9 protein-coding genes and 4 tRNA genes are annotated in these 12078 nt (G+C 47.3%); 1 reads left to right on the forward strand and 12 read right to left on the reverse strand.

The features are described 5' to 3' along the window. Positions 1-317: 317 nt before the first annotated feature. The 11 genes from DW739_RS04105 to DW739_RS04155 form a co-directional block, all read right to left on the reverse strand. Positions 318-2018: a glutamine--tRNA ligase/YqeY domain fusion protein gene (locus DW739_RS04105; RefSeq protein ID WP_118467955.1), complete on the reverse strand. Its 1701-nt coding sequence runs from the start codon at positions 2016-2018 to the stop codon at positions 318-320. 259 nt (positions 2019-2277) lie between these two features. Continuing rightward, complete coding sequence (locus tag DW739_RS04110; RefSeq protein ID WP_022359957.1) at positions 2278-2706, reverse strand: flavodoxin; 429 nt, start codon at positions 2704-2706, stop codon at positions 2278-2280. A 41-nt stretch (positions 2707-2747) separates the two neighbouring features. Beyond that, the gene (locus tag DW739_RS04115; RefSeq protein ID WP_107000310.1) at positions 2748-3317 is read right to left on the reverse strand and encodes a DUF3793 family protein; all 570 of its coding nucleotides are present in this window, start codon (positions 3315-3317) and stop codon (positions 2748-2750) included. A gap of 222 nt (positions 3318-3539) precedes the next feature. Then, a complete protein-coding gene (locus DW739_RS04120; RefSeq protein WP_118472083.1) occupies positions 3540-4388 on the reverse strand; it encodes a YitT family protein in 849 nt (282 codons plus the stop codon). Between the two features lie 138 nt (positions 4389-4526). After that, a tRNA-Lys gene (locus DW739_RS04125) sits at positions 4527-4599 on the reverse strand. 8 nt (positions 4600-4607) lie between these two features. Further along, positions 4608-4679: transfer RNA gene (locus tag DW739_RS04130), tRNA-Gln, on the reverse strand. 26 nt (positions 4680-4705) lie between these two features. After that, positions 4706-4779, reverse strand: a tRNA-His gene (locus DW739_RS04135). A 27-nt stretch (positions 4780-4806) separates the two neighbouring features. Further along, positions 4807-4880 (reverse strand) — tRNA-Arg (locus DW739_RS04140). A 187-nt stretch (positions 4881-5067) separates the two neighbouring features. Further along, positions 5068-5607, reverse strand: coding sequence for a transcription repressor NadR (locus tag DW739_RS04145; RefSeq protein WP_333489813.1), 540 nt, complete (start codon positions 5605-5607; stop codon positions 5068-5070). Positions 5608-5654: 47 nt separating this feature from the next. Further along, complete coding sequence (gene nadC, locus DW739_RS04150) at positions 5655-6506, reverse strand: carboxylating nicotinate-nucleotide diphosphorylase (protein ID WP_117796383.1); 852 nt, start codon at positions 6504-6506, stop codon at positions 5655-5657. After that, positions 6472-7686 (reverse strand): L-aspartate oxidase, encoded by a 1215-nt coding sequence (locus DW739_RS04155; RefSeq protein WP_117796382.1) that lies wholly within the window; start codon positions 7684-7686, stop codon positions 6472-6474. The genes nadC and DW739_RS04155 overlap by 35 nt, the downstream gene beginning before the upstream one ends. Positions 7687-8048: 362 nt before the next feature. On the opposite strand from DW739_RS04155, the gene DW739_RS04160 reads away from it, so the two are divergent. Next, positions 8049-8873, forward strand: a complete 825-nt coding sequence (locus tag DW739_RS04160) for an EFR1 family ferrodoxin (RefSeq protein ID WP_118472084.1) — start codon at positions 8049-8051, stop codon at positions 8871-8873. 144 nt (positions 8874-9017) lie between these two features. On the opposite strand, the gene DW739_RS04165 is transcribed toward DW739_RS04160, so the two are convergent. Continuing rightward, positions 9018-11978 carry a hypothetical protein gene (locus DW739_RS04165; protein ID WP_118472085.1) on the reverse strand — a complete coding sequence of 987 codons (2961 nt, stop codon included), beginning with the start codon at positions 11976-11978 and terminating at the stop codon, positions 9018-9020. Between the last annotated feature and the right edge of the window lie 100 nt (positions 11979-12078).

Below are 12078 nucleotides of genomic sequence, written 5' to 3' on the forward strand. Positions count from 1 at the left end.
GTGAAGCCACAGATTGACATGATCAGCTCACTTTACTTAAATTATAACAGTAACCCCCCTGATTGTCAACCAAGCCTTTCATAAATTATGCACAAAAAGCAGGGTGTTTTATTAGCAAAAACAACCTGCTTTTTATAGGTTATTACTACATTTTTCTACATTTTTCTTAATAACCCCCGGAAGAATCGCCAAGACCTCTCAAGCATTTTGCTCATATTCTAAAATGTATTCTGAAAGTCCCGTTCTCTCCTTTTTTCATCAGAACAAAGCCGCTTTTTTCTGTATTTTTTTATACATTTTCAAGAGTTGTTCTCGATTTATTTCGGAAGCTTGAAAGAGCTCTTCAGCGAAACAATCCGGTTGAAAACCGGTTTGCCCGGCTCGCTGTCGCGGCAGTCCACGCAGAAGTATCCATTGCGGACGAACTGAAAGCTCTCAAATGCTTTTGCCTCTTTCAGACCCGGCTCTAAGTAACACTCTTTCAGAACGCGCAGGGAATTCGGATTTAAGTTCAGCGTTCCATCTGCATTGAGTTTGCCCTTTTCCTCGTCTACCAGGTTCTCATAGAGACGTACTTCTGCTTTCAGTGCAGTCTGTGCTGCTACCCAGTGAATCGTACCTTTTACCTTTCTTGCATTGAAGCCGGAACCACTCTTCGTCTCTGGATCGTAGGTACAGTGAACAACCGTTACATTACCGTCTGCATCTTTCTCGAATCCGGTGCAGGTAACAAAGTACGCGTTCATCAGGCGGACCTCATTGCCCGGGAAGAGACGGAAGTATTTCTTCGGTGGTTCTTCCATAAAGTCCTCGCGTTCGATGTAAAGTTCTCTGCCAAATGGAATCTTTCTGGAACCAAGTTCCTCGTTCTCCATATTGTTTGGTGCATCCAGCTCCTCGATCTGTCCTTCCGGATAGTTGTCGATAACAAGCTTGACCGGGTCAAGAATTGCCATCACACGGGACTTCTTTAATTTCAGATCCTCGCGCAGGCAGTACTCTAACATTGCACTGTCGATGGAATTATCTGCTTTGGAGACACCTGCCAGCTCTACAAAGCGGCGGATGGATTCCGGCGTGTAACCTCTGCGGCGCAGCGCTGCGATGGTTACCAGACGCGGGTCATCCCAGCCATCTACAATCTTATCTTCTACCAGTTTCTTGATATAACGTTTTCCGGTAATGACGTTGGTCAGATACATCTTCGCAAACTCAATCTGGCGCGGCGGGTTCTCAAACTCGCACTCTCTTACGACCCAGTCATAGAGCGGTCTGTGATCCTCAAATTCCAGCGTACAAATCGAATGCGTGATGTGCTCAATCGCATCCTCAATCGGATGAGCGAAATCGTACATCGGGTAAATGCACCATTTGTCCCCGGTGTTGTGATGATGCATATGGGCTACACGATAAATAACCGGATCACGCATATTGATGTTTGGGGATGCCATATCAATTTTCGCACGCAGTACCTTTTCGCCATCCGCATATTTGCCTTCTTTCATCTCCTCAAAGAGCTGTAAGTTCTCCTCGATGCTGCGGTTGCGGTATGGGCTTTCCTTACCAGGATTGTTAAAATCACCGCGGTACTCGCGGATCTGATCAGCTGTCAGATCGCAGACGAATGCTTTTCCCTTTTTAATAAGAAGAACTGCACACTCATACATCTGCTGGAAATAGTTGGATGCAAAAAACAGGCGGTCCTCAAAATCAGCGCCCAGCCATTTTACATCCTCGATGATTGACTCAACAAACTCCGTCTTCTCCTTCGTCGGGTTGGTGTCATCAAAACGGAGATTGAATTTTCCGTTGTATTCTTTTGCCAGTCCAGAGTTCAGAATAATCGATTTAGCGTGTCCAATATGAAGATATCCGTTCGGTTCCGGAGGAAATCTCGTCTGGACATGATCGTAAACGCCCTCTGCCAGATCTTTGTCAATCTCGCGCTCGATAAAGTTCTTGGAGACAGCCTCTTCCTTCTCCTCTCCCTCTGCCAATGGTTTTTTATTTTCTTCCATATACATTCCCTCCGTTGTTTCTTTTCGTAAATTGATACTGTTGTTTGAGTCAAATCAAACAGTTTTATTTTTTATCATATCACATTTTGGAGTTTTCGAAAAGGGGATATTTGCCCACAAAAAAGGAAGCGCCGCGGGAGGACACTTCCTTTTCTGATTTTCAATTTTTAAGCATCTTTATTATGGCAATTTAAGATGTCCTGCGTTCGCAGGTAATTGTACTTCTTCTTATTATATATGTGTTTTTATGCGATTTTACTTATGCGTTTGCAAGAGCCTCGCCCAGTGCCTCGCACTCAGCACCTGCTGCCTCGTCCGGCGTTGCGTTGCAGATTACCGGCTCGCAAGCCATGGTTACGCCCAGAGTCATGCAGTCGCTCTCCCAGGTACGCATCCACTCGCCGTCGCCCCATCCGTAAGAACCGAATAATGCAATCTTTTTGCCAGAGAGAACCGGGCTAACCTCGTCGAACATCGGCTGGAACTCAGACTCCTCTAACTGTTCAGCCCCCATAGACGGGCAGCCAAATGCGATTCTGTCATACTCGCCAGCTTTGTCAGCGCCAAACTCTGCGGAAGTAAATAAATCAGCCTCGCCACCCGCTTTCTTAACGCCCTCTGCTACGTAATTTGCCATAGCCTCTGTGTTTCCCGTTCCGCTCCAGTATACAATTGCTACCTTGCTCATTTTTATTTCCTCCTTGTGAATAATTTACTTACTTAGATTTATTATGCGGCTTTTACAAGCTGAATAATCGGTGTCCCCTGACGGTATTTCTCCCGGCACACTTCCGTGCATTCCCGGTATGAATCAAACCGCCGTTTTGCTTCCTGCGGGTCGCCATACGTCTTCCAGTAACCGCTGCAGGTATAATTTTTTCCCTGATTTTCAATGAATCCAACAACATCCTCAAGCGGATACCCCAGGAAAATGCCAATCTCATGTGGAAAATCATGTTCCAGACAAAGCCGGTTGGAAAGCTGCTTCAAAAAGCCATCGACCGTCTTCTGCATCTGGTAACCAGACTTTTTTAAAAAGTGCTGTACAGATATTTTACCCAGAATAAAGCGAAGCCATTCCTCGCGGTACACCAGAATCAGAAACGCGCCCGTCCGGCTGCACTCTTTAAGCGCCCGCACCTGAAGCCCCGACGGTTCCAGTTCCCGGTTCCAGAAATCAAGCGCTTCCAGGAGTTTATCACGGTTCTGCGGCTGATAGCGGAACAAGTTCGACGGTTTGATGCCACGAAGAGTCGGCGCACACACCTCTACGAATACTTCTTCAAACAATCGTTCCATCTTCCTGCCTCCTGACTGCTTCTCTTAGTTAGCCATATCTACCTTTAGTTAGATATGGCTAACTATCTTTCAAAAAATAAAAGGCTTTTTCTGCCTTCTATTTTCCTTTTCACGGGTTAGTCTTATCTAACTTCAATGAGACTATATCATGAATCACTTACCACGTCAAGCAAATTTTGTTCATTTTTGCTTACTGAGTTTTTTTATCAGTAACATCATTTTCTATCTTTTGGGACGATAAATAATCTCATTCACCGTATACACCGTCACAAATGCCTTCGGATCTGTTTTTAATATATACGGCATGAGCTGTGCATATTCGTTTTTATCTACGATCGTGATAATTTCCGTCTTCGGCTCATTGTCAAACGCGCCGAATCCCTGATAGATCGTCGCGCCGCTGTGAAGCGTATGCAGGATAAACTGGCGTATCTCTTCTTCTTTTTCCGAGATAATGCAAACTCTCTTTTTCAGATTCAGACCGAAAATAAAATGATCCAGCACAATTCCGTTTAAGTATGTACCCAGAATGCCCAGCACCACCAGTTTTTTATCGCTGAAAAACACGGATGAGAGCGCCACACACATGCCTGGAAGCGCCATCGCTTTTCCCAGCTCCATATGGAAATATTTGTTTAAGAGCTTTGCCACGATGTCCAGACCGCCCGACGAGGCATTCATCCGGAACAAAAGAGCCAGACCAACGCTGACAACAAAGATATAGCAGACCGTATCCATCATCGCATCCTGGTTGATCGACACAAAATCCGGGAAAACCTGCTCAAACACCCACAGAAAAACCGGCAGAATCAGCGACGTATACACCGTCTTGACGCCGAACTCGCGTCCGATAAAAAGAAAGCCCACCACCAGAAGCGCCGCATTTAAAATAAAGGTCAGCACTGAAATCGGCAGCGGTATCACATTTCCCAAAAGCATCGCCAGACCGGAAATACTTCCCACCGATACACCGCTCGGAATCAGAAAGAAATAGACGGCTGCCGCCACGACAAAGGTCGCCGCTGTGATCATTGTGTACTCCCCGATTACGCGCATGGACTTTTTGGCCATAACTAAAAACCTCCTCATATTACAATTTCGCGCGAGCGCGCATCATTGGCACGTTAGTGCCTTTTTGTGTGATAGAGAATTTCAAGGAATTACCTATTACACAAAAAGACACATCGCGTCTGCAATGTGTCTTCGTAATGAGGCATCGGGGATTCGAACCCCGGACAACTTGATTAAAAGTCAAGTGCTCTACCGACTGAGCTAATACCCCATATTTAACTGGGCTAGTTGGATTCGGACCAACGAATGCAGGAGTCAAAGTCCTGTGCCTTACCGCTTGGCGATAGCCCATCAGCAAAAGATCCTTTTAAAAGGAAGGTGGATATAGGGATTCGAACCCTAGGCCTCCAGAGCCACAATCTGGCGCGCTAACCAACTGCGCTATATCCACCATAGGAATCTGTCGAAACAGATTCGACGAGCCTGAAGGGATTCGAACCCCCGACCCACGGCTTAGAAGGCCGTTGCTCTATCCAGCTGAGCTACAGACTCATATTCATTTTGCGATTCTGACCGTTTTATCCGGCACTGTAACCATTCCCGCACCTGACCTCTCAGCCAACTGCTTATCTGTCTCATCGACAGCAAAGATAGTATATAACATTTGAAAAAGAATGTCAACAGGAAATTTCATATTTTTTAAAATAATTTCAAAAATTCATTTCTTTTGACTTCCCCCCTATTTTTCCACCTCTTCCTGCTCGTATGACAGGAAGTCCGCCAGAAATCCCTTTTCCCGCAGCGCTGCCTCGATCTCGTCGAGAATCTCCTCCTGATCGGCAGCCACGTGATGGAAATGATAGCCCGATGTCACGTTTAAAAGCGGCGTGGAACGCCCAGTCCGGATATTTTCCACAAATGCCTCAACATCGCGGCGGCTGCGGATATTTAACGGCGCCGATACCTTTCCATAGATGCGGTGGTTGACCATGACATCCAGCACCTCGCCGCCCAGATCAACAATCGTATTCAGCTCTTCGCGCGTCTGCTCGGTCGTATGGCACATTTTAAAGAGGCGTTCCGTCTGGTGCGGCACCTCCAGCACATAACCGCGGGCAGTCGCAAGGACAGGGTGTCCCTCGGTACGCAGAAGCGCGATATCCTGCACCACCACCTGACGGCTCACGCCGACTGCCCGCCCCAGCGCCCCGCCGGAAAGCGGTGTGGATGACTGTCCCAGCATTTCCAGTATTTTCTTTCTCCGCTGTACTCCTGTCATCGTTGTTTCCATCCTGTTTTCCCTGTCCTTTCTTAGTTTTTAAATTTTTATAATGCCCGCAGATGTTTGAGGCTCAGATCCAGAATTGGTGCCGAGTGCGTCAGCGCGCCGCTGGACACATAATCTACGCCTAATTTCGTGATCGTTGCGATATTTTCCTTCGTCATATTTCCGGAACACTCCGTCTCGGCGCGTCCGTCGATGATGCGGATCGCCTCCGCCATCTCGTCCGGGGTCATATTGTCCAGCATGATAATATCAGCGCCCGCTTCCACTGCCTCGCGCACCATATCGAGATTTTCCGTCTCCACCTCGATCTTGCGGACAAATGGGGCATATTCCTTCGCCGCCTCAACCGCCGCCTTAACTCCGCCGGCTGCGTCGATATGGTTATCCTTGAGCATCACGCCGTCCGATAAGTTGTAACGGTGGTTGCTGCCGCCGCCAACCTTGACCGCATATTTTTCAAATATACGCATACACGGGGTCGTCTTGCGCGTATCTAAAAGCGTCGTCTTCGTTCCTTCTAAAAGCTTCGCCACCTGGTTCGTATAGGTCGCAATGCCGCTCATCCGCTGTAAATAGTTGAGCGCCGTCCGCTCGCCAGAAAGAAGCACCCGGATGTCGCCGGTAATCACACCTAAAAACTGCCCTTTTGTGACGGTATCCCCGTCTTTTACCTCAAATTTTGTCTCGGTCGTCTCGTCAAGAAGTTTAAACACGCGCTCAAACACCTGTAAACCGGCGATAATACCGTCCGCCTTGGCTAAGAGCTGTACCTCGCCCCTGCGGTATTCCGGCATGACCGCGTTCGTCGAAACGTCCTCACTGTTAATATCTTCCTTTAATGCCATGCGGATATACTCATCCGCAACAAGCTGCATCGTAATTGGATTCATACTCTTCGTCCTCCCGTCCGGCAATCTTGCCTGCCGCTCTCTCTGCAAATACAAGGCTTTCCAGCAGACTGTTGCTGGCAAGCCGGTTTTTTCCGTGTACGCCGTTGCAGCTCGTCTCACCAACCGCATACAGGTGATTCATCGTCGTCTCGGAGAAATGATCGACATAGATACCGCCCATGAAATAATGCTGCGCCGGTACGACCGGAGCCGGTTCCTTCGTGATATCGTAGCCCTCTTTTAAGCACTCCTCATAAATGTGCGGAAAATGCCCCCGGATCGTCTCCTCCGGAACTGCCTCAAACGACAGCCATACATGATCGCTGCCCTCTTTTTCCATCTCCTTCTCGATCGCCTGCGTCACCACATCACGCGGCAGAAGCTCATCGACAAAGCGCTCGCCCTTTCCATTTAACAGAACTGCTCCCTCGCCGCGGGTCGATTCTGAAATCAGGAAGCTGCGTCCCGGCTTCTTGCTGTACAGGCTGGTCGGATGAATCTGGACATAATCGAGATGTTCCAGACGCACGCCGTGTTTCTTTGCCACATCCAGCCCATCACCTGTCAGGCTCGGGAAGTTCGTCGAATGCTTGTAAAGCCCACCGATACCGCCGGTCGCCAGAACCGTGTCTTTCGCATGAATCTTTAAAATATCGCCGTCTGCATTCTTTGCCAGAATACCGGTGCAGATGCCCTTTTCTACCAAAATATCCGTCATAACAGTATATTCCCGGATTTCTACATTCGGAAGTTCTTTTACACGCGTCTGCAGGGTCGTCGTGATCTCTTTTCCCGTGATGTCCTCATGGAAACAGATACGCGGCTGCGAATGCGCGCCCTCCTTTGTATATTTTAAACTGCCATCTGGATTTTTGTCAAACCCTACGCCTAATTTCAGCAGATTATTTATCACATCCCGGCTGGAGCGGATCATGATATCCACACTCTCCTTGCGGTTCTCGTAGTGTCCCGCGCGCATCGTGTCCTCAAAATACGCATCATAATCTGTCTCATCCCGCAGCACGCAGATACCTCCCTGCGCCAGCATGGAATCACAGCTCTCTATATCTTCCTTGCAAATCATTAAGATCCGGTCTTCCGACGGCAGATTTAAAGCGGTGTACAGACCGCCTACGCCACACCCGACGATGACCACATCATAATTTTCCTCCCGGACCATTTTGTTGCCTTCCTTTCTATACCATACGTTTGCACTTATCTTTTTATCCTGCAGATAGTTCAGCCTTCAAATCGCAGAATACTATCTGCCACTCTATGCTCCTATCGCAAACAGAGTTCTCTTTCAATCCAAAACTTCATTTGTGCATCCGCACCAGTATAGCACATATTATTTCATGTGACAAGACATATGTAATGATATTTTGGGTGATTCTGCAAAAAACATATTACTATTCACGCATACGTGCCCAGTAACCAAAAAACTCCAGTTTCATTGACAGTCCACCATAAATCCATTAAAATACCTACTATAATAAGGTTTTTGCCAAATTAAATTTAAACATATGAAGAGAAGGTATTTTCATGAAAATCAATCACGTACACGCAGTCTATTTCAGCCCGACCGGCAACGCGAAAAAGGTTATCATCACGCTGGCGCAGGCCATCGCGGACACACTCGGCGTCCCGATGGATTCCTATGATTTCACGCTGCCGGAAAGCCGCGAAAAAGTCCATACATACGGGACAGAAGATCTGCTCGTCATCGGCACCCCGGTCTACGCGGGACGCATCCCGAACAAGATGCTCCCATTTGTACAGACCCATTTTGAGGGAAATGGCGCGCTCGCCATTCCGGTGGCTGTCTTCGGAAACCGCAACTTCGACAATGGGCTCATCGAGCTTCGCAATGAATTAGAGGCGCACGGTTTCCACACCATTGCGGGTGCCGGTATCCCGACCGAGCACGTATTCAGCGACAAGCTGGCAACCGGACGTCCAGATGCAGATGATCTCGCACAGATCCATGCATTCGGCATCAAAGCAGCTGAAAAGATCACTTCCCTGACCGAAATCCCGGCTCCGATTGCCGTGCGCGGCGATGATCCGGTCGGACCATATTACACACCGCTCGGCACCGACGGAAAACCGGCTGTCTTCCTGAAAGCCAAACCAGTTACTGATCTGGAAAAATGTACCGGATGCGGCATCTGTGCAACCGTCTGTCCGATGGGTTCTATCCCGGCGGATGCACCGGACACCTGTACCGGTATCTGCATCAAGTGCCAGGCGTGCATCAAGATCTGCCCGGCTGGCGCCAAATACTTCGACAACGAGGCTTTTCTGTCCCACGTTGCGATGCTGGAGCAGAACTATACACGCAGAAGTGAGGCGGAGTATTTTATTTAAAAAATATATTTTGACAAACGGCAGCTGCCAGACAGGAAGAGATACTTACTGTATCCACCTGTTTAGCAGCTGCCGTTTGATTTATATCTGTTTGATTTATACCTATTTACAACGTTTCTGCGTCTTTATCATCACCGTTTTCTTTTAGTTTTTACGGTTCTTTTCTTCTTCCTCCCGTCTGCCGCTCATCCATACATAAGCAGATGCGATCAGTCCGAGTGTCAGCATCAGAGCCGATGTGTTTACTCCGTCCTCTCCTGTCTTCGGAAGTCCCTGTGCAGGAATGTTTTCAATCGGCACTTCCGCCGGCTGTTCCGGAAGCACCGGTTCTTCGGTGACTGTCCCCGGTCCCGCAGAGGTTGTCTTCTTTCCGCCAGAACTGGAACCGCCGCCTCCATGACCGCCGTGGCTTCCGCCACCCCCATGATCCGGGGTTGGATCTGGCTTCGGAGCTGTCTTTCCGTTGACAAAGTTTACTTTCAGGGTTTCGCCGCCTTTGATTGCGCCCATATAAACCACAGCGCTCTCCACGCCGGTGGCCGGGTTAATCACACTGCTTACCCCTTTTTCGGCTGTCATCTGCTGATACGATTCTTCATCGCAGATCACATAAATATTGGAATCCACCTTATATCCATCTGGCGCCGCCTTTTCCTGAAGGTAATAGACCACTCCCTCTAAAAGTGCATAATCAATATTCAGGGTTCCGTTGGTCGTCGAGACGGTATAATTTAACTCTTTGTTGTCCGGATCGTACTCAACCCAGCCATAATATCCATCTTTTACCAGTTTCTGGCTCTTCGTCCCATCTTCATTTTCTACCGTTTCGTAGACCGGATCCACATAAACACAGTATTTTGTCACATCCGTTGTCTTCTGATTTCCCTGTTCATCTGTCTCCGTCTTGCTGTCTATATACCAGAGATAGAACGAAGTCTGCCCCTCGCCCTCGTCATCTCCGAGCTGGCTGCCATCCGTATCTACCTTGGTCAGGTTGAAAGTGCCATCCTGCTGTTTGAGAACCATGGAACTGTACCAGTTCCAGGCGGTATTCTGATAATTGTTATCTGAACGTTCGCCATCGATATTGGTTGCCATGGTAAATGCAACCCAGGTAGCTTCTTCCGCCATCAAACCGGACTTTAGCAATGCGTTAAAATAGGCATTTGCCTTATCCCATGCACCATCCGTTTCATTTAACTTATCCGCCATATAATCGCCGATCGTCATCTCACACCCATCCGTCGCCCAATTTCCATGACTATGATCGTGACCCAGATTTTCATTTTCCAGGAATTTTTTCATATCCTCCTGGCTGCCGACATTGAAGCTGAAAATATTCTGATAAAAATTATCATACTGGCTGCTGGAATGAAGCAGCATCGGATCTAGAGAAGCCAAGGAAGAATTTCCGCTCTCTCCCGCTCGCGTTAGTTCATTTTCCGCTGCTTCATTCTTAGAAAGCAGTTCCTCGATCGTCGTGTAGGAAGTTCCTCCTTTCTCGTTGTAGTATTTAAGAACTTCTTTTTCTAGTGTCGTGTTATTTTTAGAAAGATATTGATTCAAGGCATCCTGAATTTTATATTTTGATGCCCGGATTGCATCAATCTCACCGCCACGCACCCACGGAGCATAATATTTACTTCCATCCGCCTTGATCGCATAATTGTTTTTTCCGCTGGACGGAATTAATTTTACAACATACTTTCCAGAACCTTTTGGTTTTTCTTCCACCTGTGCACTATTAAAATCGCAATAATAGCAATCATATTTTTCTGAATACAGATAATATTTTTTTCCAATCTTATAAACCGGATCTCCAACATTAATATCGTCTTTCGTTAATTTGATATAGGATGTCGTTAAATTTCCGTCCTTATCAATTCCGTACTGGCGCTGAGACTGCGTGTCTTTCAATGCCTCATCAATCAGATTTTCAATAACTCCTGTTGTGCTGGAATTCTTTATATCATACTTGGGAGAAAGAAATCCCTTCGTATAATCATCCGGCAGTTCCTGTCCGTCAAATCCAACGACTCCTGTCTGATCCTGATTGCTCATGTCCGGTGTCGATACGATAAAGCTGTTATTTTTATACACATATGTATGTTTGGAACCGTTGGTAATATAAACATCAAATACCATTGTACATCCCGGTTCCTCATACGGACAGACTGTTCCATTTTTTATATTATAGCTATATTCAACTCCATTGAAAACCTGACGGATCGTATTTTGTCCGTAATACTGTGCATTTTCCAGCTCGTTCGCACCTTCTTTAGTCTGGAACCACTGTTCAAACTGCTTCTTTCCAGCCGCATTGATCTCTTCCATCACCTTGCTCAGCTCAATCGTCTGGTCACCCTTGGCATCTTCTTTGATATTAAAGGTTACCTTAAATTTTCCAGTTTCTTTATCATAAAAATATTCATAATCCTTCTCTTCCGGTAAAACAGGTTTTACCTCTGTCTCCTGGCTGCCGCCCGTCTGGTTTCCGGAATTATCCACATTTTCCTGTCCATTCTGAGAATTAGAATCTCCGGCTGCTCCCGACGCCGAACCTGCAGAGCCTGTACCGGAATTGGCATCCGATTCGTTCTTTTTCGAGTCGGACGGCGCACCCGGAATAATTTCTACCGTGTCAGACTGAGATGGGCGTTCGATCGAATCGTATGGATTATCCGTCTGTTCACCCGACGGATTCTGACCGTTTTCTTCCCCTGTCTGGCTGTTTCCATTTTCATTCACAGAACCCACAGTTCCGGCTTCATTTCCTTCACCAGCTCCATCTGAGCCCTCATCTCCAGAAACATCCGCTACCGTAGAACCATCCTGCACTCCAACAGTATCTTTCCCAGCAATATTCTCTGCCTGTTTTCCAGTATCAAATACTTCTTTCTCCATCCACTTATCCAGATCGACTTTCTCCTGCGTTCCCGCTGTGTCCACACTTTCTTTGACAACTGCCGCATCATCCGCATAAGCAGTCGCCGTACCGAAGGAACTAAACGACAGCATCAGCGCCAGCAATACTGCTATCGGACGGCGCATCTGATTTTTATACTTCCGTCTCCGGCTCCTTCCCCTGATTTTTCTCTCTTTCATCCCTTTACCTCCCTTGATAGATCTATTTCCAGATGCAGTAGCATATAAACATTTCTTTCCGGTCCGTTTCCATGTTATGTCTTTCTGTCTATCCAGTTAC

Source organism: Clostridium sp. AM28-20LB (assembly GCF_003480665.1).
GTDB lineage: Bacteria > Bacillota > Clostridia > Lachnospirales > Lachnospiraceae > Otoolea > Otoolea fessa.

Excerpts from the sequence above, each read along its gene's own strand:
- DW739_RS04105 (WP_118467955.1), bottom strand. The coding sequence starts at position 2,018 with ATGGAAGAAAATAAAAAACCATTGGCAGAGGGAGAGGAGAAGGAAGAG.
- DW739_RS04110 (WP_022359957.1), bottom strand. The coding sequence starts at position 2,706 with ATGAGCAAGGTAGCAATTGTATACTGGAGCGGAACGGGAAACACAGAG.
- DW739_RS04115 (WP_107000310.1), bottom strand. The coding sequence starts at position 3,317 with ATGGAACGATTGTTTGAAGAAGTATTCGTAGAGGTGTGTGCGCCGACT.
- DW739_RS04120 (WP_118472083.1), bottom strand. The coding sequence starts at position 4,388 with ATGGCCAAAAAGTCCATGCGCGTAATCGGGGAGTACACAATGATCACA.
- DW739_RS04145 (WP_333489813.1), bottom strand. The coding sequence starts at position 5,607 with ATGACAGGAGTACAGCGGAGAAAGAAAATACTGGAAATGCTGGGACAG.
- nadC (WP_117796383.1), bottom strand. The coding sequence starts at position 6,506 with ATGAATCCAATTACGATGCAGCTTGTTGCGGATGAGTATATCCGCATG.
- DW739_RS04155 (WP_117796382.1), bottom strand. The coding sequence starts at position 7,686 with ATGGTCCGGGAGGAAAATTATGATGTGGTCATCGTCGGGTGTGGCGTA.
- DW739_RS04160 (WP_118472084.1), top strand. The coding sequence starts at position 8,049 with ATGAAAATCAATCACGTACACGCAGTCTATTTCAGCCCGACCGGCAAC.
- DW739_RS04165 (WP_118472085.1), bottom strand. The coding sequence starts at position 11,978 with ATGAAAGAGAGAAAAATCAGGGGAAGGAGCCGGAGACGGAAGTATAAA.